At 65.0% G+C, this 26906-nt stretch carries 27 protein-coding genes and 5 pseudogenes; 15 read left to right on the top strand and 17 right to left on the bottom strand.

Features of this window, described 5'->3' with window-relative positions; translation table 11 throughout:
* Window positions 1-98: 98 nt before the first annotated feature.
* Window positions 99-1595, top strand: a complete 1497-nt coding sequence (locus tag F7O44_RS20715; RefSeq protein WP_162452168.1) for a sulfatase family protein — start codon at window positions 99-101, stop codon at window positions 1593-1595.
* Between the two features lie 50 nt (window positions 1596-1645).
* Here F7O44_RS20715 and F7O44_RS30530 read toward each other — a convergent pair.
* From F7O44_RS30530 to F7O44_RS20730, 3 genes and pseudogenes are all read right to left on the bottom strand, one after another.
* Window positions 1646-2530: pseudogene (locus tag F7O44_RS30530) on the bottom strand (fructosamine kinase family protein).
* 58 nt (window positions 2531-2588) lie between these two features.
* Window positions 2589-2930, bottom strand: a complete 342-nt coding sequence (locus F7O44_RS32350; RefSeq protein ID WP_162452169.1) for a DUF2332 family protein — start codon at window positions 2928-2930, stop codon at window positions 2589-2591.
* A gap of 202 nt (window positions 2931-3132) precedes the next feature.
* Window positions 3133-3756, bottom strand: coding sequence for a TetR family transcriptional regulator (locus F7O44_RS20730; RefSeq protein ID WP_162452170.1), 624 nt, complete (start codon window positions 3754-3756; stop codon window positions 3133-3135).
* 75 nt (window positions 3757-3831) lie between these two features.
* Between F7O44_RS20730 and F7O44_RS20735 the strand changes: the two genes are divergently transcribed.
* On the top strand, window positions 3832-4506 hold the full coding sequence (locus F7O44_RS20735; RefSeq protein WP_162452171.1) for a hypothetical protein: 675 nt from the start codon (window positions 3832-3834) through the stop codon (window positions 4504-4506).
* A 124-nt stretch (window positions 4507-4630) separates the two neighbouring features.
* The gene (locus F7O44_RS20740; RefSeq protein WP_162452172.1) at window positions 4631-6076 is read left to right on the top strand and encodes an HNH endonuclease signature motif containing protein; all 1446 of its coding nucleotides are present in this window, start codon (window positions 4631-4633) and stop codon (window positions 6074-6076) included.
* A gap of 352 nt (window positions 6077-6428) precedes the next feature.
* On the opposite strand, the gene F7O44_RS20745 is transcribed toward F7O44_RS20740, so the two are convergent.
* Together F7O44_RS20745 and F7O44_RS20750 are read right to left on the bottom strand one after the other, a co-directional pair.
* The gene (locus tag F7O44_RS20745; RefSeq protein WP_162452173.1) at window positions 6429-8684 is read right to left on the bottom strand and encodes an MMPL family transporter; all 2256 of its coding nucleotides are present in this window, start codon (window positions 8682-8684) and stop codon (window positions 6429-6431) included.
* 178 nt (window positions 8685-8862) lie between these two features.
* Complete coding sequence (locus tag F7O44_RS20750) at window positions 8863-9282, bottom strand: GNAT family N-acetyltransferase (protein ID WP_222851548.1); 420 nt, start codon at window positions 9280-9282, stop codon at window positions 8863-8865.
* Window positions 9283-9699: 417 nt separating this feature from the next.
* On the opposite strand from F7O44_RS20750, the gene F7O44_RS20755 reads away from it, so the two are divergent.
* Both F7O44_RS20755 and F7O44_RS20760 read left to right on the top strand, forming a co-directional pair.
* The gene (locus tag F7O44_RS20755) at window positions 9700-10620 is read left to right on the top strand and encodes an NADP-dependent oxidoreductase (RefSeq protein ID WP_162452174.1); all 921 of its coding nucleotides are present in this window, start codon (window positions 9700-9702) and stop codon (window positions 10618-10620) included.
* 193 nt (window positions 10621-10813) lie between these two features.
* Window positions 10814-11344, top strand: coding sequence for a glyoxalase superfamily protein (locus tag F7O44_RS20760; protein ID WP_162452175.1), 531 nt, complete (start codon window positions 10814-10816; stop codon window positions 11342-11344).
* Between the two features lie 117 nt (window positions 11345-11461).
* On the opposite strand, the gene F7O44_RS20765 is transcribed toward F7O44_RS20760, so the two are convergent.
* The 4 genes from F7O44_RS20765 to F7O44_RS20780 form a co-directional block, all read right to left on the bottom strand.
* Complete coding sequence (locus tag F7O44_RS20765; RefSeq protein ID WP_162452176.1) at window positions 11462-12064, bottom strand: class I SAM-dependent methyltransferase; 603 nt, start codon at window positions 12062-12064, stop codon at window positions 11462-11464.
* A 92-nt stretch (window positions 12065-12156) separates the two neighbouring features.
* Window positions 12157-12633 carry a DUF1801 domain-containing protein gene (locus tag F7O44_RS20770; protein WP_425501404.1) on the bottom strand — a complete coding sequence of 159 codons (477 nt, stop codon included), beginning with the start codon at window positions 12631-12633 and terminating at the stop codon, window positions 12157-12159.
* Window positions 12634-12733: 100 nt separating this feature from the next.
* The gene (locus F7O44_RS20775; RefSeq protein WP_162452178.1) at window positions 12734-13579 is read right to left on the bottom strand and encodes an alpha/beta fold hydrolase; all 846 of its coding nucleotides are present in this window, start codon (window positions 13577-13579) and stop codon (window positions 12734-12736) included.
* Window positions 13580-13632: 53 nt separating this feature from the next.
* Window positions 13633-14184: a TetR/AcrR family transcriptional regulator gene (locus tag F7O44_RS20780; RefSeq protein ID WP_162452179.1), complete on the bottom strand. Its 552-nt coding sequence runs from the start codon at window positions 14182-14184 to the stop codon at window positions 13633-13635.
* 99 nt (window positions 14185-14283) lie between these two features.
* On the opposite strand from F7O44_RS20780, the gene F7O44_RS20785 reads away from it, so the two are divergent.
* The 3 genes from F7O44_RS20785 (at window position 14284) to F7O44_RS20795 (ending at window position 15903) form a co-directional block, all read left to right on the top strand.
* Window positions 14284-14943, top strand: coding sequence for a DUF2867 domain-containing protein (locus F7O44_RS20785; protein ID WP_162452180.1), 660 nt, complete (start codon window positions 14284-14286; stop codon window positions 14941-14943).
* Window positions 14940-15347: a DUF6463 family protein gene (locus F7O44_RS20790; RefSeq protein ID WP_162452181.1), complete on the top strand. Its 408-nt coding sequence runs from the start codon at window positions 14940-14942 to the stop codon at window positions 15345-15347. Before F7O44_RS20785 ends, F7O44_RS20790 begins: the two co-directional genes overlap by 4 nt.
* 292 nt (window positions 15348-15639) lie before the next feature.
* Window positions 15640-15903: a hypothetical protein gene (locus tag F7O44_RS20795; RefSeq protein ID WP_162452182.1), complete on the top strand. Its 264-nt coding sequence runs from the start codon at window positions 15640-15642 to the stop codon at window positions 15901-15903.
* Here the strand turns inward: F7O44_RS20795 and F7O44_RS29715 are convergent.
* From F7O44_RS29715 to F7O44_RS20805, 3 genes are all read right to left on the bottom strand, one after another.
* Window positions 15896-16381 (bottom strand): nucleotidyl transferase AbiEii/AbiGii toxin family protein, encoded by a 486-nt coding sequence (locus F7O44_RS29715; RefSeq protein ID WP_343073901.1) that lies wholly within the window; start codon window positions 16379-16381, stop codon window positions 15896-15898. The genes F7O44_RS20795 and F7O44_RS29715 overlap by 8 nt on opposite strands.
* A gap of 148 nt (window positions 16382-16529) precedes the next feature.
* Complete coding sequence (locus F7O44_RS29720) at window positions 16530-16814, bottom strand: nucleotidyl transferase AbiEii/AbiGii toxin family protein (protein ID WP_222851549.1); 285 nt, start codon at window positions 16812-16814, stop codon at window positions 16530-16532.
* Window positions 16804-17622: a type IV toxin-antitoxin system AbiEi family antitoxin domain-containing protein gene (locus F7O44_RS20805; protein WP_222851550.1), complete on the bottom strand. Its 819-nt coding sequence runs from the start codon at window positions 17620-17622 to the stop codon at window positions 16804-16806. Before F7O44_RS20805 ends, F7O44_RS29720 begins: the two co-directional genes overlap by 11 nt.
* 89 nt (window positions 17623-17711) lie before the next feature.
* Between F7O44_RS20805 and F7O44_RS32355 the strand changes: the two are divergent.
* The 4 genes and pseudogenes from F7O44_RS32355 to F7O44_RS20815 form a co-directional block, all read left to right on the top strand.
* Window positions 17712-17903, top strand: a pseudogene (locus F7O44_RS32355) (DUF6247 family protein); the annotation flags it as partial.
* A 46-nt stretch (window positions 17904-17949) separates the two neighbouring features.
* Window positions 17950-18102 (top strand): annotated as a pseudogene (locus F7O44_RS30535) (DUF6247 family protein); the annotation flags it as partial.
* Between the two features lie 373 nt (window positions 18103-18475).
* Window positions 18476-18748: a hypothetical protein gene (locus F7O44_RS20810; RefSeq protein WP_162452184.1), complete on the top strand. Its 273-nt coding sequence runs from the start codon at window positions 18476-18478 to the stop codon at window positions 18746-18748.
* Window positions 18745-19167, top strand: a complete 423-nt coding sequence (locus F7O44_RS20815; RefSeq protein ID WP_162452185.1) for a PIN domain-containing protein — start codon at window positions 18745-18747, stop codon at window positions 19165-19167. The genes F7O44_RS20810 and F7O44_RS20815 overlap by 4 nt, the downstream gene beginning before the upstream one ends.
* Before the next feature lie 141 nt (window positions 19168-19308).
* Here F7O44_RS20815 and F7O44_RS20820 read toward each other — a convergent pair whose 3' ends face one another.
* A complete protein-coding gene (locus F7O44_RS20820; RefSeq protein WP_162452186.1) occupies window positions 19309-19605 on the bottom strand; it encodes a DUF1330 domain-containing protein in 297 nt (98 codons plus the stop codon).
* A gap of 102 nt (window positions 19606-19707) precedes the next feature.
* Here F7O44_RS20820 and F7O44_RS20825 point away from each other — a divergent pair, with 102 nt between their 5' ends.
* Together F7O44_RS20825 and F7O44_RS20830 are read left to right on the top strand one after the other, a co-directional pair.
* Entirely contained in the window at window positions 19708-20100 is a 393-nt protein-coding gene (locus F7O44_RS20825) for a winged helix-turn-helix transcriptional regulator (RefSeq protein ID WP_222851551.1), read from the top strand.
* Between the two features lie 565 nt (window positions 20101-20665).
* Window positions 20666-20806: a hypothetical protein gene (locus tag F7O44_RS20830; protein ID WP_222851552.1), complete on the top strand. Its 141-nt coding sequence runs from the start codon at window positions 20666-20668 to the stop codon at window positions 20804-20806.
* 659 nt (window positions 20807-21465) lie between these two features.
* Here the strand turns inward: F7O44_RS20830 and F7O44_RS20835 are convergent.
* From F7O44_RS20835 to F7O44_RS20845, 3 genes and pseudogenes are all read right to left on the bottom strand, one after another.
* A complete protein-coding gene (locus tag F7O44_RS20835; protein WP_343073902.1) occupies window positions 21466-23055 on the bottom strand; it encodes an alpha-amylase family glycosyl hydrolase in 1590 nt (529 codons plus the stop codon).
* A gap of 108 nt (window positions 23056-23163) precedes the next feature.
* Window positions 23164-23958, bottom strand: coding sequence for an SDR family NAD(P)-dependent oxidoreductase (locus tag F7O44_RS20840; RefSeq protein WP_162452187.1), 795 nt, complete (start codon window positions 23956-23958; stop codon window positions 23164-23166).
* A pseudogene (locus F7O44_RS20845) lies at window positions 23951-24421 on the bottom strand (PfkB family carbohydrate kinase); the annotation flags it as partial. The pseudogene F7O44_RS20845 and the gene F7O44_RS20840, both read right to left, overlap by 8 nt.
* 35 nt (window positions 24422-24456) lie before the next feature.
* Between F7O44_RS20845 and F7O44_RS20850 the strand changes: the two are divergent.
* Window positions 24457-24907: pseudogene (locus F7O44_RS20850) on the top strand (aldo/keto reductase).
* Between the two features lie 604 nt (window positions 24908-25511).
* Here F7O44_RS20850 and F7O44_RS20855 read toward each other — a convergent pair.
* Window positions 25512-26534, bottom strand: coding sequence for a phosphodiester glycosidase family protein (locus tag F7O44_RS20855; RefSeq protein ID WP_162452190.1), 1023 nt, complete (start codon window positions 26532-26534; stop codon window positions 25512-25514).
* Between the last annotated feature and the right edge of the window lie 372 nt (window positions 26535-26906).

The raw sequence follows: 26906 nt of genomic DNA on the forward strand, positions 1-26906 counted from the left end.
CAGAGTTTCCGAGAAGTGAATTCCGCACACCGCACCGGCCCTCGTCCCGGGCCACACAAAAGGCCAGCTCAAGCCAGCCGAAGGAGAAGCAAATAACGATGACATATCGGCCTAACTTCCTCATCGTGGTCGCCGACCAGCTCCGCGCCGACGCCCTTGGCGCCTTCGGCAACACGCTTGCCCGGACACCGAACCTGGACCGCTTGGCTGGCACCGGCACCTCGTTCACCAACGCCTACGCGCAGCATCCGGTCTGCTCGCCGAGCCGCGCGTCGTTCCTGTCCGGCTGGTATCCGCACACGGCCGGGCACCGCTCGTTCGGCACCCCACTGCGCCCGGACGAGCCGAACTTCCTGCGTACGCTCCGGGAAGGCGGCTACCACGTCGCCTGGACTGGTGACCGGGGCGACACGTTCGCCCCGGGGGCCACGGAGCTCAGCGCGGACGAACACGGCTTCGCCATTGCGCCGACCAGTGGCCGCTGGTCCGGTGGAAGGAGCACGCCGACCGAGTTGCCCACGCTCACGACTGAGTCTGGGGCGCCGGTCCAGGTGGAGCGCGACCTGTGGGACCGGCTCTTCTATCAGGGCAGGGTGAGCGACCCTGACGACATCGACTTCGACGAGGCGGCCGTGCGCACCGCGGAGAGTTGGCTGCGTAAGCCGCCGGACCAACCATGGGTCCTGTTCGCTCCGCTGGTGGCGCCGCATTGCCCGTTCCGGGCTCCCGAGCCGTGGTTCTCACTCCACGAGCGCGACACCGTGCCCGATCCGGTCACCGGCAGCGGACCCGAGCCGGCGTACATGCAAGCCATCCGCGAGTCCTACGGCGCCGACCGCGCCACACCCGAGGTCTGGCGGGAGGTGATCGCCACGTATCACGGCATGGTCTCCCGGCTCGACGCGCACGTGGGGCGCCTGCTCGCCGGCGTGCAACGAGCTGAACAGGCGGACAACACCGTCACCATCTTCTTCTCCGACCACGGCGAGTATCTCGGAGACTTCGGCCTGATCGAGAAATGGCCCTCCGGGCTGCACAGCTGTATCACCCGAGACCCGGTGATCATCAGCGGTGCCGGCCTGCCGGCCACTGGTCCGGTCGAGGCGATGGTCGAGCTGATCGACGTCTTCCCGACTGTCCTCGACATCGCGGGTGTCGAGGCCACGCATCGCCACTTCGGCCGGAGTCTGCTGCCCCTCATCGACGGCTCGGCCACCGAGCACCGTGAATACGCCTTCAGCGAAGGCGGCTTCCCCGCAGAAGAGGAGCCGATGTTCGAGAGATCTGGTTTCCCGTACGACCGCAAGTCCGCGCTACAACACGAGCGTCCCGAAGCCGTCGGCACGGCGATCGCGGTCCGGGATGCGCGCTGGACCTACGTGTGGCGGCGGTACGAGCAACCGGAGCTGTACGACCGGGCCAACGATGTCGACGAGGCGCACAACATCATCGGCAGGGCCGGCCTGGCAGAGGTCGAGAGCCGGCTGCACACAGCGATGCTGAACTGGCTCACCGACACGTCAGCGCCATTGCCCACGCACGCGCACCCCAGACTCCCCCAGGTCGACCTGCCCGCTCCGGGCCGAACACGGTGAGCTGGCCAGTTCCGTGTTCCGCCGTGAACGAACCTTCGGCTCAGCTGGGCTCAGGTCCGCTGCCGGAACGGGGCGAGCGTGGTGCGCACGAGGTCGGCGGCTCCCCAGTCGGGGTCGAACTGCGCGATGACGGCCAGGTGCTGGCGGAGCTGGAGGATAGGCATGCGTTCGCGCCAGTTGCGGTCGAGCCCGGTCAGCTCGGCGTAGAGCTCAAAGAACACATCTGCCTCGGGCGGCGGCGCCGTGGTCCACAGGTGGGCCAGGTCGACCTCGGCCCAGGTGTACGACACGGCCGGGTCGATCAGTGCGGGCCGGCCGTCGAGCGTGGCCATGACGTTCAGCGCCCACAGGTCGCCGTGCGTCAGGCACGCGGGCCGGACCGGCAATAATTCGGGTAGCCGGTCGCACAGTCGCTCCAGCGCCGCCCGGTCCGCGGCGTCGAGCGCCTCCTGGACGCGACGCTCGTCGAGCCAGCGCAGCAGCCGATGCTGGGCGAAGAACTCGAACCCATCGTCATCCCAGGTGTTGACCTGCCGGCGACGGCCTAGCTAGTTGTCCCGGTGCCAGCCAAATCTGGACTGTCGGGTGCTGGTGTGCAGCTGGGCGAGCTCATGCGCGAGCTGCTCCCAGAAGGCCTCGGTGCTCGGCCGGGGCTGCAGCGGGGACAGCACGAGCAGGTCGCGGTCCGCGAGGATAACCTCGGGTGTAGTGACGCCGCCCGCCTCCCGCAGTGCGGCAAGCCCTTCAGCCTCCGCCGCGAAGGCGTCGTCCGACGGCGGCTCGCCGAACGCCTTGACGAACACCGACGTGCCGTCAGCGCAGCGCGCGAGCCCCGAGGTCGCGGCGAGGCCTCCGGTGGCTGGCTCGACCGCGACGACGTCGGTCAGGCCGGCCTCGTGCAGACGTTGGAGCAGGAAGGACGTCGCGACGCTCACAGGTAAGTTCCTCTCCGCTGGTCACGAATCATCGCGATCGGGATCCAGCTGGGGCGGCTCATGGTTCCCCGGGGGTCGATCTCCCGTGGAGAGCGCCAGCTTGAGCGGGTCTCTTGTGGATCAAGTGGTTGCTGACGCCGGCTGTTCGGCGCGTTGTGCGTGATGATCGTGACATGGCGCCTCCCGCCGCCGGGGCCCGACCGGCGAGCGCGAGATCGTGCGGCGCGGCCAGGATCACCACGGGGTGCCGCTTGCGCGCCGGCGCCACCTCAATGGCGCGCAGCGCCTCGTCAGACTCACTCACGGCCACGGCGACGCGCTCGTACAGCGGCGACGTGCCAGCAGCTTCGACCGCACCGAAGCGTCGATACACCTGAGCGAGGCTTCGTCCCTTACTCACCGGTGCTGCTCCTCCCGCGATTGGCCTTTGACATACCGGCGATTCTCAATGACCATCTCCCCGTTCTGCGTGGCGCAACAGAGCCTCGACGTGCGTTGACAGGTTCAGGCGAACGTAGAGCCTTTGCCGCCGTAGGGCCATGGCTCGGCAGACGCATCAGTCCTGATCAGCGATAACCAACGAATAGTCGTCCCGCCTGCTCTTACTGGTCAAGCAGCGTATGGACGACGTCGCGGGCGTAGCTGGCGGCCGAGGTCGTTTCGCCGGGGAGCATGCCGTGGATACCAGATGGTGAGAGCTGCTCCAGGTACACGTAGTGCAGGCACGCCCCGATCAGCATCGCGGCCGCGACCGGCCATGAGCCGCGGTTCGGCAGCCGGCCCTGTTGATACTCCCGTTCCAGGTAGGCGCTGACCTCGACGACGCCGGTCAACGGAGTCAGCGCTCCACCGTCCGGGCTCGGCACGGCCCCTTCGGTGAACCACGCGCGAAGTTCAGGATCACCCAGTATCGATCCGACGATGGGCGCGACCTCACGGAAGAACTCGATGATCGCCTCCATGAGGCCCACCAGGTTCTGTTCGACCGTGTCTGCGCCGACGAGTTGTTCGAGTTCAGCGGCGCGCTGACGAATGCCCTGAGTCGCCAGCGCGAATGCCTCGATGATCAGCTCGGACCGATTCGCGAAATGGTTGTAGATACTGCCTTCCGATACACCCGCGCGATGGGCGACGGCCTTCGTCGTAGCGCTCCGGACGCCGTGTTCACGCATGCATCCCCATGCGCCCTCAACGATGCGCGCACGCATCGGCAATCGCTCTTCCACCACACCAGTGTAGCTGGGTGAGCACTCACTCAGGTAGTGTCGGCGGTGAGTGAGTACCCACCCAGAGGAGATCCCGTGCCACCACATCCAACGACCCCACTCGCCACCCCGGAGCCACACGGCTTCATCTACCTCGGCTTTCAGGCCGATCAAGCCCCGAAGGGGCCGCACTACCGCGCCACCCCGCGCCGCCGCCAGCAGGCGCTGCACTTGATCGAGGCAGCTCAAAGCCTCGAACGGTGGCCCTCAATCGCCTCAGTCCGCGTGTTCCGCACACACCTCGTCCCACCGTTGCCCGGAGCACCTCGACATGACCTCGCCATGCTCCTCCGGACGGCCACAGTCAAGGATTTGGCCGAGGTACGCAACGTCGCGGAGGTCAAGGCTCTCGGCGGCACCGAGGTGCTCGTCGGCACCAACGCCGCCCGTATCGGCAACACCGAGGCGGACGAAGAATCGATCTTCCTGCTCAACCACTTCACCGTGGCCGGCGACGCCAATCCGGTTGAGGTCTGGCGTGGCCTCACCGACTGGTACACCTCGAAGATCCATGTCGACAACTCCACCGCCCTTCGCTCTGTCGATGCACACTCCCCCTTTGCGCTGGTGAACTACGTGCGCCTACCAGCCAACCCGCCGAGCTTCCTGGTCAACCAGCTCCTGCGACCAAGCTTTCATCGGGTCATCAGAGCCGCACTGAAAGAGCATCAGATGCGCGCACTGCCTGGCTTCTACCGCATGATCCACTAGACGGCCACAGGCGGGGCCGTCACCAGGGTCACCGGCAGGCCGTGGCTGAGGAGAAGAATTGCCGGCATCATCGCAGCAGCACCAACAACGGACGTTGTCAGTGGTGGGTCGTATCGTTTAGGACATGAGTTCGAGTGTGTTGGATGAGTTGACCGCCGCGGTGCGAGAGATCGCCGCACAGGCGGTGGGCGAGTTCGCCGACGCTCGAGTGACCGATGAGCTGGTGGCGCTGCGGCGGCTGGCTGACGCCGCCGAAGCGGCCTATCTGACCCGGCTGCGGGTCTTCGACACCCGCCGGATCAGTGAGACCCGATCGGCGTTGTCCACCCGGTCCTGGATCCGCCACGAACTCCACGTCACCCCGGCAGAGACCTCCCGCGCCACGAAAACGGCGCACGGCCTGAGCGATTTCCCGGTGATCGAGGCCGCGCTTATCCGCGGCGAGATCCGCATCCCCCACGCCGAAGCGATCGTGCGGGCAGCCAAGCTGCTAGGCACTGACGTGATCGCCGGCTGCCAGGACGCCCTCGTCGCAGCGGCCAGCAAAGATGATCCCACCCGGCTACGCGCGGCACTGCGGGGCCTGGGCGCCGCCGTCGATGACACCAAGGCGGCCAAGCGTGCCGAGAAACGCGACCAGGGACGCTGGCTCGACCTGTCCTCCACGTTCGACGGCGCGGTCGTGCTCGACGGAGTCCTCGGCGAAGAAGGCGGCGCCATCGTCAACACCGCCATCGACGCCCTCGCCACGCCATCCGGTCCTGACGATCAACGTACGCCGTCGCAACGCCGCGCCGACGCGTTGGTGGAGTTGTGTCGCCGCGCGCTGGCCAACGGCGACGTCCCCTCTCAGGGTGGTGAGGCCACCCATCTGGTCGTGGTCACCGACCTGCAGACGATCGAAGCCCGCACCGGCGGGTTCGGTGAACTCGCCAACGGGTCCATCCTGCGCGGCGACGCCGTGCGGCGGCTGGCCTGTGACGCCCGCATCAGCAGGATCATCACCGGTCCGGACTCTCAGCCACTTGATGTCGGCCGGTCTCGGCGCACCGCCACCCCCGCACAACGCAAGGCGTTGCGGCTGCGAGACCGCGGGTGCGTGTTCCCAGGCTGCGACCGCCCACCCGAATGGACCGAAGTCCACCACCTCATCCCCTGGGCGCAGGGCGGTTCCACGGATGTGGACGAGATGGCCCTGCTCTGCCGCAAACACCACACCGTGGTACACGAGCGCGGCTGGAGCATACAGATCCTCGAGCCCGGGCAGTTCAGATTCCTCAACCCCGACGGCGTCCTCATCCCCGCCGACCCAGCCCCATCCACCACCCACACCGTGGTGAACCTCATCAACACCACCCAACCCCCACCCCGAGCCGGACCCACCACCAACACCACAGGCACCACCAACACCACAGGCACCACCAACACCACCACCGGCTGCGGAAACAGCGGACCAGACCAGGACCGCAAAGACGGCACGGCAGGTGGACACGCCGCAAGCGGGACGGCAGAGGCGCACCACGATCCCACCGGCAGCGAAGATTCTGCCGGTCGGCACAACGCCGCCTGAATCAGGCGGCAGCACACGAGCAGTCGTAGTTTCGCCGGTGACGAGGAGTCAGGTGATACAGGAGGGCCTGCACCTCGTCGCCCGGATCGCGGCGCCGAAACGACCACCATCCACGACCGCCCGGCGCCTCGTTGCCGTCACACCCGATGGGAGCGGCTGCGGCACGGCTCGTCTTTCGCAACTCTGCCGGGCCGGCCGCGAAGACGCCGCTGCACCACGCCCTGACCGAAGACGACGTCCTTCACCTCGGCCTCGTCACACCACTACCCCCTGTGCGATCCAGCGACTCGTCGTGATGAGTCGCTGGGTCGCACAGTCCGATAAGCGTCCTGCAGAGCGTGGGCCATGGGGCTCACTGTGCAGGACGCAACTCGGGCTCGCTGGGGTGCAGAAAGATCTCGGGTCGTCCTTCGACGTTCAGCTGTGGCATACGTCGTTCCATGGCCCGGGGTAGCCACCAGTTACTGCGGCCCAGCATGTGCATGACGGCCGGTACCAGCAGCATCCGGACGACTGTCGCGTCGATCAGGATGGCTGCGGCCATGCCGACGCCGAATATCTTGACGAAGATCTGATCGCTTGGGATGAACGACGCGAAGACCACGATCATGATGGCCGCGGCGGCGGTGATCACCCGTCCCGTTCCTGCCAGGCCACTGACAATCGCCTGGCTGTTGTCCTGCGTTCGCACCCAGGCTTCCCGCACCCGGCTGATCAGGAACACCTCGTAGTCCATCGAGAGCCCGAACAGCAGGGCGAACATGATCACCGGGACGAACGAGGCCATGGGTGTGGCGGTGTCGATGCCGATCAGCTGACCCGCCCAGCCGCCTTGGAGGAAGAACGCCGCCACGCCGTACGCAGCCGCCACTGACAGCAGGTTCATGACGGCGGCTGTCACCGCGATCACGATGCTGCGGAACGCCACCACCAACAGCAGTATCGACACGAGCACGACGCCGCCGATCAGCAGCGCGAGACGGTTGGTGATGGTCGTGTCCATATCGATCACCGTGGCCGTGACTCCGCCGACGTGGATTTCCGCGCCACTGCCATCAGCGGCCGCCGGGATCACGGCGTCGCGCAGGGTGCGAACGACGTCTTGAGTGTCAGCCTCCTGTGGCCCGGTCGTGGGCACGACGGTGATCAACGCGGTGTCGCCCGCCGGGTTGAACTGTGGCGGCGATACCGCGGCGACTCCGTCCGTGGTGCCGAGCTCCGCCTGCAGCCGTTCGAGCGCGGCAGCGTCATTCGCCTCTGACATGTCCGCGACGACAAGCATCGGCGCGTTGTGCCCGGGGCCGAAGCCCTCGGCGAGCGCGTCGTAGGCCTGTCGGCTCGAACTGTCCTCGGGATCGTTGCCCGCGTCGGGGAGACCGATGTGCACACCCAGGAACGGCGCGGCCAGCACCAGCAGCAACGCGACGCTGGCGACCGCGGCCAGGGCGCTGTGTCGCTGTACGAGCCGGCTCCACCGCACCCAGCCCGCGGCCGGCACGAGGTGTCCGCCGGCAGAGACACGGGCCGGGCGGCGGCGGCCCATCGGCAGCCGGAGCCGATCGATCCTCGCTCCCAGATAACCCAGCAGGGCAGGGAAGAGCGTGACTGCGGCCACCATCACGATCAGGACCGCCACCATGGTCACAACGGCGGCGCCGCTGATGTTGGACAGGCCCATTGCGAACAGGCCGAGCATGCTCACCATCACCGTGCCACCGGCGACCAGAACCGCGCGGCCGGCGGTGTCGAGCGTCGCCACCGTCGCCGACTCCGGATCAAGACCGGCTGCGCGCCATTCACGGAACCGGGTGACCATCAGCAAGGCGTAGTCGATGCCGAGTGCGATGCCCAGCATCATGCCGAGGATCGGAGCGAATGAGGGCACGTCGACCACGGCTGCGACCACGCCGGTCAGGCTGGCGCTGACCGCGAGTCCCGCGAGTGCCATCGCCAGGGGCAGCCCGGCCGCGACCACCGATCCGAACATGATGAGCAGGATCACCGCGGCCGCGGCCAAGCCGATCATCTCGGATCCGGCTTCGGTCTCCTCGGCGAGCTGGACGGCGCGCCCGCCCAGGGAGATCTCCAGTCCGTCATGCTCGGCCGCCTCTGCCGTGGCCAGCAATTCTTGGGTGTCTTCGACCGGTATGTCGTTGGCGTTGGCGACGTCGAGATACAAACGTGCGACGACGGTCCGCCCGTCAGGTGCGACAGCGCCCGGTGTGTCGTAAGGATCCTCGACGGCGGTGACGTACGGCATGCTGTCCATCTCACCGAGCAGCGCATTGACTTCACCTTGCACGTCGGCGCCGGTCACGTCGTCAGCCTGCACCACGACGTCCACCGGAACGCCGGCCTGAGCCGGGAACCGATCCTGCAACAGGTCCTGCGCGTGCCTGGAGTCCGAGCCCGGGACAGAGTTGTCCGTCGCGAACTCGCCGCCGAACGCCACTGACAACCCGATGGCGGCCGCAAGTGCAATGGCCCAAGCGATGAGCACAGTTCCGCGCCGGCGAAAGGTCAGGCCTGCGAGCCTTCCCAGCGGCCCTGGCCGCGGTGCGTGCGGAACGTCTCCGCGATCGTCGAGCGTGGATACCAAGTCAGTCATGACAGCCTCCGTTGATGTGAATCACGGAAGCGATCGTCGCGCCGCGGACGAGGTCGCGTCGTCGGCCGGCGGATGACACGTTGTGCGCACCTGGGCCTAGTGGTGTGGTGACACTATGCGCTCGTCGTCGTAGACGACCGCGCTCCTCAGCCAAGCAACAGCGTCGCCGCGAGGCAGATCAGGGGTCGAACCGCACGTATGCGTTGAGTGGCGCATCGGTGAAATCGACCGTCCGGACATAGCCGAAGCTCTCGTAGAACAGCCGCTGAGATTCGTCGTCGTCGGTCAACAGGACCTTCTGACGAACGTGGCGGTAACGCTCCAAGCAGGCCGCGAGCAGCTGTCGTCCGATCCCCCGGCGCTGGTGCGCCGGCCGCACGATGATGTCCTGCAGATAGAACACCGATGCGTCATCCGATAGGCCACGAGCCAAACCGATCAACGCGCCGTCCTGGTCACGTGCGGTCACAACGTAGGTCGAGTTGGCGATCGCCTTGGTCAGAACGTCAGGCGATCGAGTGTAGGACGTCCAGCCAACCGAGGCGTACAGATCGAGAAGCTCATCGACACCGACGTCGCGCTCCGCACGGACGTTCACGCCGTCTCCTTCGGACAGACCCATAGTCGAGCCCTCATCGTAGCGGCCCGCCTCACGGCTGTGGTCAGGATCGTGCCCGGCACCGCGGTCGCGGCCGGCGCACTCATCCCGTTCGGGCTGGCCCTGGACGGCAGGGTGCCAGGATGGATCTATCCGGCGATCGTCGGGAGCGCGGTGGCGGGTGGCGCTGACATTCACCACAATCCTGTTCCCGGCGTGGGTTGCCCTGAGGGCGCAGCCGGTAGAGGCCGCCGTCGCGGGTTCCTGGTCTGTACGCCATCGCCAAGGTTGCCCAGAAGCGTGATCGACCATCGCGGCTGCTCCTGGCCACGCGGCAGAGGTCGTGACCGCGGAGACGTGGACGACCGATCCTGCTGAGAAGGGGAATGACATCCGTCCAGGCACTGTTGCCTGATCATGAAAGCAGCGCAGATCACCGAGTACGGTGGCCCTGACGTCATACAGTTCAGCGATGTGCCCAAGCCAGTGCCTGGCCCTGGCCAGGTACTGGTCAAACTCGCCGCAACAAGCTTCAACCCGGCCGACATCGGCGACCGGTCTGGCGCCTACCGGCAGGTCCGCCTCCCCTTCGTCCTCGGGTTTGACGCTGCTGGAACTGTGCAGGAGGCCGGCTCAGGTGTGACCACATTCTCACCCGGCGACACACTCATCGCCCGTCTGGACAGTGGTGGCGCCGCGGCCGAATATGCCGTCGTCGATGAAGCGATCGCGGCGCGCGCGCCTACCACCGTCCCGCTCGCCGACGCGGCCGCGATCCCGCTGGCCGGGCTCACCGCATGGCAGGCAATACACGACCATGCCGAGCTCCGCGAGAACCAGCGGATCCTGATCAACGGCGCCGGCGGCGGCGTCGGGGGTTACGCAATTCAGCTTGCCAAACATGTCGGCGCCCACGTGATCGCGACCGCGAGTGCCCGAAGCGCCACCAAGGTCCGTGCGCTCGGCGCCGACGAGGTCATCGACTACACCGCCACGCATTTCGCAGAAGCGTTGTCCCAGAAAGTCCACGTGGCCCTGAACCTCGTCCCTCTGCCACCCGAGGCCGTGCGGAGCCTCGCGAGCGTCGTCCGGCCCGACGGAGTCGTCGTGTCCATCACGAACGAGATCGATGTGCCGGCGAGCGCAGGTCCCAGGTCGGTCCGATTCATCGCCCAGAACAAGGCCACAGACCTGGACGAACTCGTCAGCCTCGTCGACAAGGGCAGGCTCACCATCGATATCAGCGAACGTTTACCCCTCCCAGACCTTGCCGACGTACACCGGCGCAGCGAGCGAGGCGAGATCCGCGGCAAGATCATCCTGATCCCCGGCCCGTAGCTCTTCAAGGCTGCTTGAGCATTGATATCATCGGCTCGTGGGTTCGCGATGTGACCCGCCGCTCGCGCCGACAACGTCGGTAAGGTGAACGCATCGCACACCAGACCAGCCGCAGGCTCCCGTCAGCACGGTGCCCAGAGGCCGGAAATGCGAGCACCGACCACGTCCGGGCGCCGGGACGAGACGGTGAACCATGCACACGACACCCGCCGAAGCCAAGGCAGCAGCAAGGGCCCTTCGACGACGCCTGGCCGACAACGGCATCAACCTGTCACACAGCCAGGTATTGGAGATCGTCGCCAGTCAGCTCGGATTCCCCGACTGGAACACAGCCCACGCGGCTCTTGCCCCGAGCACTTCGTCGCTCGGCGCCCCGGTTCCGGTTCTCCGCATCCACGACGAGACCATCGCCCGCGCCTTCTACCTGGACTACCTCGGCTTCATGATCGAGTGGGAACACCGCTTCGAACCCGGTATGCCGCTCTACCTGCGAATCCACCGCGACCGAGCAACCCTGGACCTCTCCGAGCATCACGGCGACGGCACTCCGGGCTCGGTGATCTGGATCCCGCTCGGTGACCTAGAGGCCTTCCACGCCGAGCTGACACACCGCCGGCACCCCCGGCTACGCCCCGGAATCGACCGCGACGCGCCCGGCGGCCCCACCATGGAAATCACCGATCCATTCGGCAATACCCTGCGCTTCTGCGAACCGCAATCCTGAGCCACAGCCTGATCCCCGGTCCTTCTGTACCGGCAAGGATCGGCCCGGGCCAGAACCGGTGGCCGATCTTTGCCGAAGATCAGCGAGCACCACGACCACCGGCCGCACAGCTGATGGTCAGTGTCGCCGTAGGGCGGTGATAGCTCCATGACGACGCCGGCCAGGATCCGTACGAGTCTGGGTGTCGCTCACCACGAATCCGGCCTGCTCGATGCGGGACGAGAGCAGGTCAACGGGCCAGAAGTAGGCCGTCGTCACAGCGTGGTCGAACGGGGCCGGCTCGGGCCCTTCGAAGAAGCCGACGGCCAGGCCACCGCCTGGCCGTATTGCCCGCGCGAACTCGGTCAGCAGTGCATCGATCTCATCCGGATCGGTGTGGATCAGTGAGTACCAGGACAGAACGCCGCCAAGACTCGCGTCTTCCACGTCTAGCCGATCCGCATGACCGATCCGGTAGGCGGCGTCGGGGTATCTGCGTCGAGCGTCGTCGATGAACTCCGGAACAGGATCGACACCCTCGACGTCCACGCCGCGCTCACGCAGGTAGTTCGTCCACTGCCCCGGACCGCAACCCACGTCGATGATGTGCCCGCCCACGCCTCGGGCCCACGCCAGCACGTACTCACGATCTTGATCCGCGGCATGCTCGATGCTGCCGACCACCGCGATGTACTCCCCTGCCCGAGCGGCATAAGCATCCCGAACCCGCGCCACAGACATGCAGCGATCCTACGGACGCGCCGCACTCAAGACTTGCATCCACGCACCCGGCGAGTCGGTCCGAAACAAATCGGCGCAAGCCCGACGGACCGCTAGCTGACGGCCTGCTTGACGAGTTCAGTGAGCTTCTCCCAAGCCTGCTCGCTCGGCTCGGTCAACGCGTACGACGTCGGCCACAGGCCGTGGGCGTCGTCGAGATTGGCCTGCATACTGAACCCGAACGTCGAGTACCGCTCCTTGTCCATCTGCCCACTACGAAAGAAGCACACGACCTTTCCCTTGCGGGCGTAGCCGGGCTGCCCGTAGTAGAGCTTCGGGGCCAACTCCGGCGCGGCAGCGGTGACGATCGCGTGGACTCGTTCAGCCAGTACACGATCCGACTCCGGCATCTGGGCGATTTTGGCCAGCACATCGGCCTCGTCGGCTGCCGCTTTGTCCTTGCCACGGCCGCGCCGTGCCTGCGCCTTCAGCTCCGCGGCCCGCTCCTTTATCGAGACGCGCTCCTGCGCCGAGAACCCCTCCTCCGAGGACTGGCCCTTCCCGCCGGACTTCGACCCGGTACCCATCATCGATACTCCTCTGCTCGTATCTTCGTCATCCACTTGCTCCGCCTCCACGCTAGGAGCACAACGTGTCCGGCACTTCTCGATTCCTGACCGATACCGTGGCTCAGCCAGCGGTGGGGCCGGCCTCACGGAGGAACTCCGTCATCGCAGCCGCCACCTGTGCCGGCTGGTCCAGCATCACGAGCACCTTGGCGTCGTCGATCACCCGGAGCCGGGCATGCGGAATCAACTCGGCGAGCCGTTGCCCGTGGGCCAGCGGCATCACGCGATTGTCCGACCAGAGCACCAGCACGTCGCCATTGAACTTGCGTAGCGCTTCGGTGTCCGCGATGAGTTCGGCGTCGTCGAAACGGCCGGTAGCGTGAACGCGGACGTCACGGCGTACCCGCGGATCACGAAGACCAGGTTCGGTCCATCCGCGAACCAGATCATCGGGGACCGGGCGCTTCGCCATTTGCCCCAACATGGGCGGCGTCCGGCGTAGCCAGCTGATCCGCAGCTGACGCAACGCGAGGGTCAGCCCGCCGGGCATCCGCGCGGCAAACTTCACCATGGCACCCGGCAGGCCGGGCGGGAAGTTCTCGAAAGCCTCGCTCGGGCAGATGATTTGCCGGGCGATCCGGTCATCGAGGCCGTACGCGGTCATGAACAGGGCGCCGCCCCAGTCGCTGTGCACCATCACGACGTCGCGCAGGTCCAAGGCCGCCAGGAATTCCGCGACAAGCTGACCGAGCCCACGCAAGCTGAGATCGGCGTCAGCGTTCATCGGGGTGCGGTGCGCGCCTAGCGGCAGGTCCGGCCGGATGTAGCGCCACCCGCTAGGGAGAAGGCCGATCACTTGATCCCACACCGTGTGGTTCATGAACAGCCCGTGCAGCAGTACCACGGGCGGCCCGGAACCGTTCTCGACGTAGTCGATGGTTCCGTGTGAGATCTCGACTTGCGGCATGTCTGCCTCGCTCTCTAGTGCGCCGGCTTCGGCACGATGTGGAATCGCTAGTCTCAGGAACGGCCGAGTATGAGGTCGCCGGCGCGGCCCATCACCTGCTCGCGGGTCCGGCCGAGGTGGTCGGCGGCGAGGAAGTGGTGGCCGATGGCCATGCAGAACGCCAGCAGGCACCAGGCCTCGATTTCATCGGGGTCCTGGCGGATCGTCCCGATGGCGTCACGCAGCACCTGCATCCGCCGGTTGTCCACTCTGCGCAGCCGGTCGGCCACAGCCGGGTCACGCCGCGCCCAGTCGCGAACCGCCAGGTCGATGGGGAGCAGCCGGTCGGAAAAGGTGAGCTGACCGGCGAGGCGGGCTTTATGGAGCGCGTCACCGCCCGCCTGCTCGACACGGTCGAGGACGACGTCGATGCTCTCCCGCTCCCATGTGTCGAGCATCGCCTCCAGCAGGGCGCTTCGGTCGGTGAAGTAGCCGTAGAAGCCACCCTTGGTCACGCCCAGCGCCTTGGCCAGCGCCTCGATCCGTACCGCGTCCACGCCGCCGTCGGCCAGAGTCCGCAACCCCTCCTCGACCCACTTCTCGCGCGGTGTGCGCAGCGCGCCCATTGCGTGATCACCCCTCTGCCACAGGTGCCGGTTGTACGCCCCCGTACAACCCGTGTAATGTCGGTTATACCGTACCGTACAACAGCGAGCGAGGCAGCGATGTCGAACCAGCGTCCCAAGAGCGAGCACACCAGCCGTCGCTGGCGGATCCACGAGATCGTCCCGGACTTCACGGTCGAGGATGTCTGGGTATTCCGGACGCCCGGCGCCGGGCCCGACGACTTCCCGCTGATGCTGCAGGCGCTGCGCGCCGACGGCGGACTGCACAACCAGTCGTGGGCGTCGCGGACGCTGTTCGCGATCCGGTGGAAGCTGGGCGCGCTCTTCGGCTGGGACGATCCGGCAGCCGGCTTGGATGCACGCGTCCGGTCGTTAATCGAGCGACTGCCCGACGACCTGCACCAGCCGGCGACCGGAACGCCGGTACCGAACACCCCGTTCACCACGCTCTACGAGCTGGCCCACGAAGGCGCCTACGAGCTGGCCAACAAGACCGTCCACGACGTCCTGCACCTCGGCTGGGTCGAGGGACGCAACGGCGAGCACGAACTACAAATGGCGGCCCTCGTCAAGCCCAACGGACTGTTCGGCCGGATCTACCTGAGCGCGATCAAGCCGTTCCGGTACCTCGTCGTCTACCCAGCCATGACCCGTCAGTGGGAGCGCGCCTGGCTGAAGCACCGCGACACCGGCCGCCAGCAGACCACTCCCGCCGAACCTCGTAGGCACGACCACAATGAGACTGGAGATGTTAGATGATCAAGTGGGCAGGTTGGCTCATTCTGCTGTTCCCGGGTGTCGGGCACAGCCTGGGCGCGCTATTGGAGACCGCACCGAGCCACGCCAGCGCGTGGTTCGACGGCGACGGCTGGCACACAGACGCCACCGAGATGACTCACGCCCAGGCGACGCTCTGGTACACCGTCGGCAGCTTCGGCATTCCCTTCCTGCTGCTCGGCCTGCTCATCCTCTGGCTGGCCTACCGTGGAATAACTCCGCCGTCATTCATCGCCTGGGGGATCGCGGCCTGGGCGGCAGTCGCCACAGCAGCCGGCGGCCCCTCACCGCTGCTCGTCCTCTTCGTCGCGGCGGCCCTGCTGCTACTCGGGGCCAAGCGGGCCGCACGTCATGACCAGTCGGATCCAGAGCCGGCCGCGGCGTGAGAAGCCGCGGACGAGCGCCCCTCCCCCGCGTTTCCGCAGGTGAGGGGCGCTCTACCAGTGGTAGCCCCGACGGGATTCGAACCCGAGTTACCGCCTTGAGAGGGCAACGAGCCAGGACGCTCCAACATGCTACTGACCTGTGACAACACCAGGTCGACTCCCGCAGAGAGGGAAACTTGGACACGTACTTGGCACGAATGCTCGCCGATGGCCGGAGCTGACCGCTCACCGATGCGGCGACACGTCGCCGACGTCCCCGCCTCGGGCTGTCCGGCTGCGTGATCGCAAGGTCATGACTGCTCCCGCTGAACCACTGCCCAGTGGTGGGCCAATACCGCCGGACGCCGATCCGGCCATCCGCGCGCGCCTGAGCTGGCGGATCGCCGTAGAGGTCGACGCCGAGTGGGGCATCGTCCCGGAGCGGACCAAGCAGTCGAAGGATCTCAGCGCGGCACTGATCGCTGCCCCAGTCTCACGGTGGCTTGTGACCGTCGGACGGCCGGTCGGGGACCTACGGGACGCCAGGTGCATTCACGGAGATCGCCGATCTACGTGAATACGTTCTCGAGCCGGGCGACGAGTTGCGACCGGACTGCTCTATCGAGTTTGTCAAGGTTTTGCTGCTTCCAGCGGACAGCAGGAAGGCGTTCGGCATCATCGATCCCGAGCAGGGGCCAGTCCGGTTCACCGCGCTCGAATGAGACCAGAAACTGTCGGTGCGCGCTGGGCATCCGGCTCACGACCTCAATGATCAGGTCTTCTCGCGCGTCAATCAGGTGCTCGATCGCCACAGGAGTGCTGGTCATACCGAGGAAGCCGCGCGTGTACTCGTGGCCGATGTCCTTACGCGTCGGGTTGATGATCTCGTGCGTGGGACGGTTGTGACTGATCAGGTAGACCACAAAGGCACGACGCAGCTCGTCAGTCACTTCTTCACGCTCAAGCAAGTCGCGGATATCGAATAGGTCACGCGGATGCTGGCGATCGAGCGCAGCGACGATCTTGCCAGCGTAAAGGTCGGGAAATGAACCGATGGGCGCTTCCGCGAAGCCGACTCGTCCTCAACCGATGGCGCCACGGCCATCAGTTGAGGCTCGTACACGCACCCCGCGTAGCACAGGCGTAACCTCGACCTTAACCTGCGCACTATCGGAGCGCGCTGTCAGCCGGGTGATCGTGGTCTCACCCTTGGCAGGAGCATGCAACGTCACTGAAAGCGCCAGCAGGGCCGGCTTCCAGCCGCTTGGCTATGCGCCTCAGAGCGCCGTGGATCTGCTCGAGAGAATGAGCACGCGGTGCGATGGGGATGTAGGTAAGGTCGATATCAACAGACAAGCGCGGCATATCCCTGATGAACAGGTTGATCGCGGTACCGCCCTTAAGAGCGAAGCAATCCTCGGCCGCGATGGAAGGAAGGAACCGCACGAGAGCAGCAACTTGGCGGCGGTAGGGCTCGCTAAACGGCATACAAGTCCTCCGGCACGGTGATGTTGTACGTCGAATCCAGACGTCCACCGGGCACGAGCGCACGTTTACCCGAACCGAGGTTGACCTTCGCACGGTCGATCCGGGCCAGCCAAGCGTGCGAGTAGCGGTCGGCGAAAAAGAAGAAGAGCCGCTTGACCTTTACGCTCTTGCAACGTTCAAGTAGGTGCTGGACACGCCGCGGGCTCAGCGCGACCATGCCTTCGAAAAGCACATCCGCCTGATGAAAGCTCTCCCGGGCCGGGAGTTCGTCCAGAAGCTCGAGCACGGCGCGCTCCGGCGTTGACACCATGAGCGGCCAGTTCCACTGTCCCCACGACACCGCGACGAATCCACCACGCGCCCATGCCTGGACGTCGCCATCTGTCCGGGGGGCGGATAGATCCGACGACGTCAACTCAGGTACAGCGATGTCGAATAGCCGCGTGTTCCTGTGATCGATGAGGCGCTGCGGCAGCTGCAGCGTCGGCAACCAGGTTGGCAGCGCACGATCCCTGTGCAGGTGAACCTCCGCATGAACCCGCGGAACATAGTGAGCAAGGCCACCGAGCTCGAGGGCAGTGCGCCCGCCGACCGCGACCGGATACTCAAGCAGAGTCTGCAAGGAGATGACAACCTGTTCCCAACTCAGCTCGGGACCAGGCCGACGATAAACCCGGCGTGCCGCTCGCTCAAGCCAGCCGTGGTTGACGTACGTCTGCCTAAGTGAACGGTAGTACCCATGCCGCTCCAGCCAGGCCGCATCCACCACGAGCCCCTCTGGAAGCTCGCGTTGCAGCTGGTTTAGCATCTTTCTACGTTGCACATTACAAGTGTACATAGAGGTAGCTAGGCAAACCATCATGAAGTTTAATCTACTAGTAGATCTGCATACTCCGGATGCACAAACTTGACCATCCTCAAACCCGGCTACTCTTTGCGCACAAGAGATCTTGCGCAGATCCACGCCGAGTGCATCGACGGCGACGCCCAGCGCAACCGGCTGCCGACCCGGTAGCTATCCGGGCACGCCTGAGCTGGCGAGTCGCCGTCGAGTTCGACGCCGAGTGGGACATCGTGCTCGAGCGGGCCAAGCAGTCCAAGACCTCACCGGCGTGCACGAGTTTTTCTCCGCAAGTGGCAACACATCGCTCACACCGAAGCCACCGATCCCGGTTCGTACTTCCGCGTGCTCGCCAAGACCGAGCAAATCACCCAGACCGGCCACAACCCCGACGCGGTACCCGCGGAGCAGATGCACGAACTGATCCGGCAACGCCTGGGCACATAAGGTGTACCGCATCGTCCCCGACGCGGCCATACTCGACCAACTCGCCGCACTCCCCGACGAAGCACTGGCTGCCTACGCTGAGATCCTCGACGTTCTTCAGCTCACCCCATGGAACGGCCGTCCCCAGCATGACGCTAACCCCGACGGCGCAGTGAGGTGGTGGCCCTTCGGCCCTGACACGGCGGCCAGGTCATCTACCTCATCCACGAGGAACAAGAAGAAGTCCACCTGCTGCTCATCCAATGGCTTGGCCGACAATCGCCCATAGCTCTGTCGTGTCGCCCGGTGAAGACGGGGGATGTCGGTGAGAGCTTGCCTCTTGACGAGCGGGCTGCGCTTGCATATGCGATATCACGATAGATAGCATGTGTGGATGCCGAACGTGCTCATCCGGGACGTGCCCGGTGATGACTTGGAGCAGCTCCGGTCCGCTGCGGCGGACCGGGGGTTGTCGTTGCAGGCATACCTGCGCGAGGCCGTTCACATGCAGGCCGCACACCTGCGGCGGCGCCAAGCGCTGGACCGCGCAGCACGCCGCTTGCACGGGCAGACCGCCGTCCCAGATGATGAGCGGCTCGCTGTTCTTGACGCTGTGGACGACGCCCACGTTGAGCGGGCGGAAGAACTTAGCGACCCGCCGACGTGATCGTCGACGCATCGGCGATCATCGACGCTGTTGCCGATGCCGGCCCGCGAGGAGAGGCCGCCCGCCGCGCACTGGCTGAGCATCCGGCGTCAGAGCCACTGATTGCGCCCGGCCACTTCGCATTCGAGGTGATGTCTGGACTGCGGGCAGCCGCCAACCGGCCGCAGCACCCATTCCAGCCCGAGGACATCGAGCAGGCACTGCTAGACGCCGAACAGTTCGAGGTCAGCATGGACGCCGTGATGTGGGTGGATGTGCACCGCGCGTGGGCGCTGTCCTCCGCGCTACGGTACGCCGACGCCATCTACGTGGCCTGCGCCGAGCGTCACCGGATGGCACTGCTGACCAGCGATGCGCGCATCGCCAGGTCCGGCCTGCAAATACACTGCGAAATCATCACCATCACACCCGAGTCGTGATTATGAGGGATCGACCTCGGCAGGAGGTTCGCGGCCAGCCCCGGCCACCACCTACCGTGGCCACCCTGTGTCAATGCCGCCCAGATCATGGTGTAAACCGCGACTCATTGAAGCTTCAGTGAAGATCCGACTGGACCTCGGTCAGTCGAGGCCTTCGATGATGCGGAAGTCGCGTTCGAAGCCGTCGGGGAGTTCGGCCAGTGCCTTCTGGTAGGCCGCGCTCGCGCGTGCTGCGACCGCCTGTTCGAAGCTGTCGAACTCGATCAAGACGACGCGCTCGGCGATTCCGGCTTCGTGTGCGTCGACCCGGCTGCCGATGCTGGCGAGCACCCGCCCGCCCGCGGCCGCGACGGCTAGACCTGCCAGTTCGTTGTAGACATCAAAACTCTCGGGGTCATCGATGGTGGGGTAGACGCTGACCCAGTAGCCCTTGGGCATGGAACCTCCAGTGTTGGGATGAGTGCTTTGAATTCCGAAGCACCGCCGCGATGTGCGATGCTACTGTTTCGGAATTCGAAGCACAAGAGTTGACGGAGAGTCATGAACGCGTCGCCGACGCCCATGCCCGGCCGGCCGGTCCGCGGTTCCACCACGGGACGATCGTTGATGGCGGCACTGGACCTGTTCGGGCGCCGCTGGACTCTGCGCATCATCTGGGAGCTGGGGAACGAGCCGCTCGGCTTCCGGCTCCTGCAGCGGCGCTGCGACGGCATGTCGTCAAGCGTCCTGCAGCAACGGCTCACAGAGCTCCAAGAGGCTCGGCTCGCCGAGGTGCTGCGCGACGGCAACTACACCCTCACCCCGCTCGGCCACGACGCCCGCGAGTCCCTCGGTCCGGTCATCGAGTGGTCGCGGCGGTGGGCTGCCGAGCTTGCCGACGCCCCGCCCACTGCCGCCGAGGGTGCCGGCGACGGCCAGCGCAACCGGTTCTGACAACGGTCCGCGCGCGAGACCTGGTACGCGTTCGCATGTGAGTACACAGACTTCAAGTGGCCCAGGGCGGCAGCAACCACACGACGCACCATCACCGAAGCACTCACGGCAATCACATGTCTGACGTTCACCACCAAGCGCGGCATGCCCGACGAAGTCCGCCCCCGGTCGGCACTGAAACGATGGGCCTTCAACACCAAGCGCCGCGACGATCCCGACCGCCCCGAATGGGTCTACGATGCGCTCCGCTGGGCCGGTAGGAACACGCGCCCCGCGGCGACGCTCAATGACCCGCAATACTGCGCGCCGTCCTCGACGGAATCACCGTACGGCTCGACGGCACACCACGGGCAGCGAGCGTGGTTTCCATCACCTTTGGCACAGCAATCGACGGCCGGCTATTCGTCGGCGGACGGAACACCGACCAACTCCCGGCCTTCACCGTCACTCGGGTATGGGCAAAGGCGCGCAAGGCAGGTCACGAGCGCACGCACAACAATCGCCCCTTGCCGCCCGTCCGTACGACCCACGTCACGCAGCGGTGTCAACGTGGTTCAACGCAGGCGTGCCACCTACCCAAGTCGCCGAATGGGCCGGACAGTCCGTCGACGTCCTGCTCGAGATCTACGCCAAGTGCATCGACGGCGACACGGCGCACAACCGAGCCAAGATCGACCGCGCCCTTGGCCGCTCTATCAGCGACTGAAACTCGGGCACAGACAGTCGCAGGCAACCCGTTTCAGCCGGATACAGCCGCACATACGTAGATCGCCCCTCCCCCGCGTTTCCGCAGGTGAGAGGCGATCTACCAGTGGTAGCCCCGACGGGATTCGAACCCGCGCGACCGCCTTGAGAGAGCGGCACACCAGAATCAACCACACATAGGCTGCCCTGTAACGATGCGCGTTCGACGGCCGCGCGGACGGAGACTTGGGCACGTATTCGACACAAACCGTCGACCACCACCGAGGGTGGCCGGTCACCATCGTCCACATCGCGGTGCCTCTCGCGAGGTCGGGTCGAGCCAATGTCGCGGCGGGCCGCCTGCTTATCCCGCCAGATCGGACCGTGCGCTGCTCCGGCACAACCAAGCGGAGAGCGTCGCCGCGGCCCGCACGAAACGGGCCACCGCTGGCAGGAGTCCCAGGGAAAGATGCACGCGCCGGACGGGTCGGTAAAAGATCTTGATTCACGGGTCTTGACAATGGCTCCCGCCGCGAGTGACGAAGGCGCTTACCCTCTCGGCAGTTCCGCGCGTTGCGGGAGGACCGCTTCCATGAGTTGCGTCATGCCCCGCGGATGGATGCCCCGCAAGAACGCCCTGCCCGGATCGCACTCGATATCTGGGCGACCGTGGCTTCGTGCTCAGCGGAGGCCATGCGGTCCACATGCATGCAGCCAGACGGTCGTGTCGGGCGGGATGCCTTTGGTGGGCAGTTCGCCGCTGGCCATAACCAATTGACTGCCCGATGGTAGGTCGACCGTGACCGGGGAGGCGTTGACGACGCACTGGAATTCGTCGCCCCGGCGAAAGGCCAACACGCCAGGAGCAGAATCCAGCCAGTCGAGTTCGGGCGTCAGCGGGATCGTCAAATGCCGCCGACGCCAATGGATGGCGCGACGATAGAGGGTCAACATCGATGATGGGTCGGATTCCTGTTGGTCTACTGAGTACTGAGCCCACCACGCAGGCTGGGGCAGCCACGGTGTCGCATTGCTGAACCCAAGAGCTGGGAGTTCGCCAGACCACGGCAGCGGAACCCGGCAGCCATCCCGCCCTCGTTGCTTCACACCGCTGCCGGACGAGATCGGATCCTGTCGGGCTTCGGGTGCGATGTCGAACACCTCAGGAAGTCCCAGTTCTTCGCCTTGATAGATGAATGCACTGCCGGGAAGCGCCAGCATCAGAAGTGCAGCTGCCCGGGCCCGCCGACAGCCGACCTCAAGATCGATGTCGGGCTCGTCGTTGAGCATGAGATCGGCGAGACTGCCCTTGCTGCCGAACCGTGTCACAGGCCGGATCAGGTCGTGTGACGACAACACCCAGGTAGGCGTCGCGCCCACGGTGGCAAGTGACCGGATCTGGGTTTCGATTGTGGCCTGCAGGAGATCGGCATCCCATGGGCACTTTAGAAAGTCGAAGTTGAACGCCGTGTGCAATTCGTCTGCGCGCAAGTAGCGGGGTAGTCCGCCTTTGCGGGTCCGCCACGCCTCGGCGACGAAGATGCGGGCTCCCTGCTTACTCGACGCGTATGAATCGGCGATTTCTCGCCACCGACGGAAGATCCGGTGGACGTCATCACGGTCCCAGTGTGGATGGTTGACCACGTACGCACCACTGACTTCGTCGGGAGACCGTGACGGCGTCGCATTGTGGGGGGCCGCAAGATCGGGTAGATCTGGATGTTTGGTGAGACCGTGAGCGACGTCGATCCGGAGCCCGTCCACACCCCGGTCGAACCAGAAGCGCAGGATGTGATCGAACTGCTCGGCGACGCCCGGGTTGTCCCAGTTCAGGTCGGGTTGTGCTGGGGTGAACAGATGGAGGTACCATTCGGTTCTTGGTGGCTTCACCGCACTATCCAATTTGCTCCACGCCGAGCCTCCGAACACTGACTTCCAGTTGTTGGGTGGCAGTTCTCCGTACGCCCCACGTCCTCGTCGTGTCCAATACCAGTCGCGCTCCGGGGCCGACGGGTCGGAAGCAGCACGTCGAAACCACGGATGGTGATCGGATGTGTGGTTAGCGACGAGGTCGAGTGGGACTCGCATGCCGTGGTGGTGGGCGTCGTCAAGCAGCGCCGTCGCTTGTTCGAGATCACCGAAGTCTGGATGTATGTCGCAATAGTCGGCGACGTCATAGCCACCGTCGGCCATCGGCGATGGATACCACGGGGTGATCCAAAGAGCATCGACACCCCCCAGGTCAGCAAGGTATCGAAGGCGGAACGCAATCCGTTGATGTCACCAATCCCGTCCCCGTCACTATCACTGAAACTGCGCAGGTAGACCTCGTAGACGATGGCGGTGCGCCACCAATCCGGCGTCGACGCGTACACGTGGCTATTCGCTGCTCTCACTGGTGCCGTTCTCCTCGGGTAGTTGCGGCTCGCGTGCCAGGGCTGAGCGACCCCCGTCGACGGGAATGACCGCGCCACTGATGAAGCTCGCCTCCTCGGACAGGAGATACGTAATGGTGGAAGCGGCTTCGTCCGGTTGCCCGACTCGCATTAGTGCGTGCAAGCGGTCGGTTTCGCAGGCCCACTCTGCACCGCGGCTTTCCGCGTCATCGACGTACCGGTCGACGGCAATGGTCCCGAGCGCCACCGCATTGGCTCTGATGCCGAGCCTTCCGTAGTCGACGGCGACGGCGCGGGTCAGGCCCTCGATAGCGGCTTTGGCGGTCGCGTATGGTAGACAGCCGGGCACGGGGCGCTGGGCTTGGTGGGAGGAGACGTTCACAATTGCACCGGCCGTTTCCGCAGCGAGGAACGCCCGGACGGCGGCAACACAGCCGGCTAGTGCGACCTTCAGGTTGGCGTTGACCAGTTCGGCGACGGCTTCGAGCGGATGGTTGTGCAGAGCGGCATCACGGAAGATGGCGGCGTTGTTTACCCAGCCGACGAGCGTGCCCATAGCATAAGCACGCTGGACGGCGTGTTCGAGCACTGTGGGATCGGCTGCGTCGCCGGCTACGGCGTCGATTCGGTCGCCGTCCGGATGGCTCTCGATCCAATCAACGGCCGTGGGCTCTCGTTCTATCGCGACGACGTGCTGGCCGCTTTTCACCAGGCGTTTGACGACGGCACGGCCGACGCCACGACCTCCGCCGGTCACGATGTGTACAGGTCTATCCATGCGCATTGTCCCTCCTCGCCCGGCACGCGGCCGGAGCCGCATGGGATCGGTGTGACCGGAAAACTGTGGCCGGAATCTGTCCACCCAGTTGCCCACACACCATCGCTGCTGCGTTCATGGCGCGGTTGAGGTGCGCCGTCCAGTTGCTCCCGGCAAGTGCAGTAAAACGGCTAAAGGGCCGTGCCGGGTCACCGAGGACGTCGGCCACGATCGAAGCGACGACGGCATCACCCGCTCCGATAGTGCTCACGACGTCTTTACCAGTGGCAGGTATGGTGATCCGCTGTCCGGTGGACGTGTGAAGATCACTACCGTCCGCTCCTCGGGTCACGACGACCGCCTGGGGTCCGAGACGCATGATGTGTGTGATCACATGCTCTTCAGCGCCACCGTAGATGAGCTGGAGATCGTCTGTGCTCACCTTGACCAAATCTGTGTGGGCGAGCAACCGGTCTGGAGACGTGGGAGGCGCTGGAGGTGCTGCGCGCGGAAGGTCTGGTGCGCGCCATCGGGGTCTCTAACTTCGAGCCAAAACACCTGGAGGACATCTTGACGGTCGGAAAGGTTGTACCCGCGGTGAACCAGATCGAGTTACACCCCCGGCTCCAGCAGTCTCATCTACGCTCGCTCCATGACCGTTACGGCATCGCAACTCAGGCGTGGAGCCCGCTGGCCAAGGGCCAGTTGCTAACTTCATCCGACACTGGTCCGCATGGCACAGCAACGTGGCATTACCACTGCACAACTCGTCCTGCGGTGGCACCTGGACCTCGGCAACCTGATCATCCCCAAGACGGAAACTGCGGCACGCATGCGAGAGAACCTTGGCGCACTACATGCGCCGTCCCTCGATGAGGAAGAGCGTCGGGCGGTCTCCTTGTTGGACGACAGCATGCGAATCGGCCCGCACCCTGATTGGTTCGAAGCCGGCGTCGCCCCGTCAGTTTGAAACCGAAGATGTCAACCGAGTCCATGAGCGACGCACGCGCTGCCTTTTGGCGATGGCCGGTATTCGTCGCAGGAGACCGTCAGTACTCTCGGCGCCGTTCAACAGGCTGGCTGCGGTCTGTACTGAACAGATCTATGTCTTCAGACGGTCGGTCTGCCGTGCCGTGTGAGCCGAGAAGGCTAGCGCGCACTGGCGAGATGACCTCAAATTAGATCGCGATCGTGAGACCTACCAGCGCCTCCGCCGCCTCGAGATCGGCACCCGCGCCGACCCCGGACTCGAACCAACGCGCGACGCTCGCCCTCGCCGAGCTCACCCCACCAGAGACCACTTGACAGCAATAGGAGCATCCACCATGCGGGACTCACCTTGGCCCGTTCGACGTAGGGCCAGCTCTCTACCGCGCCGCCTGTGCTCGGACGACCCGCACGGTTCTCGCCTACGATGTAACACCGATCACGGTGATCAACACTGCCATGTTCCGTACAGGTACGAGGACAAGAACAATCAAACCCGGTCCATTAGGGCGCCTACGCGGTTATCCGCGTAGGCGCCCTAATGGACCGGGATGCGTTGTTAGATCAGAGGCAGATCGGTTCTACGTTTACTCAGGGGCAAGATAGACGGCGAGAACATCCGGGACTGTTCTACCGATGGCGCTGGGTATTTCGACATATCCTTCAGCGTACATCTGGGTACTGCCGCCGCCATCGAGCTGGATTGCCATTATTGAACCAAAGGACTGAAGAATTTCATTTGCGTCTTCAATGGTCACTGGCGTGTCAAGACTAAGGATATACATCTTGGAGCCCGGCACCACACCCACGAAAGTTCGCCCCGACACGCCAGGCCCACTGATCTCATACAACGGCTGGAATCCAACAGTGCCATATATGCAATCGCCACCACCGCACTGCGGATTCATGAATCCCCCGAAGGTAGCTTCGACATCAGCCTCGTCGTATTCAGTAGGGAATTCCTCGATGCTGACGAACTGAGGCGTATTGCCAGGGTTCCCGATCTTTAGCGCGCGCTTCAGGCCGCCCCAGGCTGGGTCATCGTGATCGCCAAGAGCCGCGCCATATGTCCGGTTGGCAACAGGAAATGGAAAGTCCGTAGGCCATTGCAAGGAATCTTGTGGAAGAGATAGCGCCGTCCTATCACCAGACGTGTCGGTGAAGAACGATGCGTTTGTTGTGCTAAACAGTCTGCTAGGTGCTGGAGCTGCGGCGCGGCTTTCGATCCAGTCAAACCAGTCTATCGCGAGTCGCTTATAGAATTCGTTGTCTGTAGATGCACCGCTACCAATGTCGACAGCCTCCGAAACCAGGCTCACATTGGCGCCGGCCTCCAAATCAACGATCTGTAAAACGGCAGCCGGAACCTCCGGTGGAGGACCCGAGAGAACCTCCCCGCGACACAATGTCACGCCGCGTTCGTCGTGCAGGTTATACCAATGCGGAATGCCGTTCGGCTGGTTAGGCGTGCATCCCTGCTGGGCGGGAGCCGGTTGAGTCGAAGGTGGTTGAGTCGAACCAGGTAAAGCGAGCATGCCGATGGCCAGGAACGCTGCCCCGATGATGGCAATGACGGCGCGGAACCAGCCACCTTTTCTCCGAAATCTCATCGTTACCTCCTGGATGCTTCAGAAATGGACGAGGAGCCGTACGTACCTGTCGCCCAGCCGCGTCGACGAATCGACGCCCATGACATCCGGCGACATCTTCCGAGGGTCACCACCTCCTCTTAGCTTCGTAATTAAGCTACATGTTGTATGTGATCATGGCAATAAAATGCCGTCGACATTTTCTCTCGCTCACCCTCGCCTCACTCTGGACTTGGCGGTCGCATATGCGTACGAACTCAAAATCGAACACTCCGGCGACCAGCCGGCCGCGTGGCATCGGGACGCTGCCGTCGAGCATGAAGGACCGCAGCGGTGTGCCCTGGTCAGGTACCGGAGGCCCTTGGCCCTGGCGAAGGGTCTTTCAAAGAAGGC

The organism is Phytoactinopolyspora mesophila (assembly GCF_010122465.1).
Lineage (GTDB): Bacteria > Actinomycetota > Actinomycetes > Jiangellales > Jiangellaceae > Phytoactinopolyspora > Phytoactinopolyspora mesophila.

Excerpts from the sequence above, each read along its gene's own strand:
- F7O44_RS20715 (WP_162452168.1), top strand. The coding sequence starts at position 99 with ATGACATATCGGCCTAACTTCCTCATCGTGGTCGCCGACCAGCTCCGC.
- F7O44_RS20740 (WP_162452172.1), top strand. The coding sequence starts at position 4,631 with ATGAGTTCGAGTGTGTTGGATGAGTTGACCGCCGCGGTGCGAGAGATC.
- F7O44_RS20745 (WP_162452173.1), bottom strand. The coding sequence starts at position 8,684 with ATGACTGACTTGGTATCCACGCTCGACGATCGCGGAGACGTTCCGCAC.
- F7O44_RS20755 (WP_162452174.1), top strand. The coding sequence starts at position 9,700 with ATGAAAGCAGCGCAGATCACCGAGTACGGTGGCCCTGACGTCATACAG.
- F7O44_RS20760 (WP_162452175.1), top strand. The coding sequence starts at position 10,814 with ATGCACACGACACCCGCCGAAGCCAAGGCAGCAGCAAGGGCCCTTCGA.
- F7O44_RS20765 (WP_162452176.1), bottom strand. The coding sequence starts at position 12,064 with ATGTCTGTGGCGCGGGTTCGGGATGCTTATGCCGCTCGGGCAGGGGAG.
- F7O44_RS20770 (WP_425501404.1), bottom strand. The coding sequence starts at position 12,633 with ATGATGGGTACCGGGTCGAAGTCCGGCGGGAAGGGCCAGTCCTCGGAG.
- F7O44_RS20775 (WP_162452178.1), bottom strand. The coding sequence starts at position 13,579 with ATGCCGCAAGTCGAGATCTCACACGGAACCATCGACTACGTCGAGAAC.
- F7O44_RS20780 (WP_162452179.1), bottom strand. The coding sequence starts at position 14,184 with ATGGGCGCGCTGCGCACACCGCGCGAGAAGTGGGTCGAGGAGGGGTTG.
- F7O44_RS20785 (WP_162452180.1), top strand. The coding sequence starts at position 14,284 with ATGTCGAACCAGCGTCCCAAGAGCGAGCACACCAGCCGTCGCTGGCGG.
- F7O44_RS20790 (WP_162452181.1), top strand. The coding sequence starts at position 14,940 with ATGATCAAGTGGGCAGGTTGGCTCATTCTGCTGTTCCCGGGTGTCGGG.
- F7O44_RS20795 (WP_162452182.1), top strand. The coding sequence starts at position 15,640 with ATGACTGCTCCCGCTGAACCACTGCCCAGTGGTGGGCCAATACCGCCG.
- F7O44_RS29720 (WP_222851549.1), bottom strand. The coding sequence starts at position 16,814 with ATGCCGTTTAGCGAGCCCTACCGCCGCCAAGTTGCTGCTCTCGTGCGG.
- F7O44_RS20805 (WP_222851550.1), bottom strand. The coding sequence starts at position 17,622 with ATGCTAAACCAGCTGCAACGCGAGCTTCCAGAGGGGCTCGTGGTGGAT.
- F7O44_RS20810 (WP_162452184.1), top strand. The coding sequence starts at position 18,476 with ATGCCGAACGTGCTCATCCGGGACGTGCCCGGTGATGACTTGGAGCAG.
- F7O44_RS20820 (WP_162452186.1), bottom strand. The coding sequence starts at position 19,605 with ATGCCCAAGGGCTACTGGGTCAGCGTCTACCCCACCATCGATGACCCC.
- F7O44_RS20825 (WP_222851551.1), top strand. The coding sequence starts at position 19,708 with ATGAACGCGTCGCCGACGCCCATGCCCGGCCGGCCGGTCCGCGGTTCC.
- F7O44_RS20840 (WP_162452187.1), bottom strand. The coding sequence starts at position 23,958 with ATGGATAGACCTGTACACATCGTGACCGGCGGAGGTCGTGGCGTCGGC.
- F7O44_RS20855 (WP_162452190.1), bottom strand. The coding sequence starts at position 26,534 with ATGAGATTTCGGAGAAAAGGTGGCTGGTTCCGCGCCGTCATTGCCATC.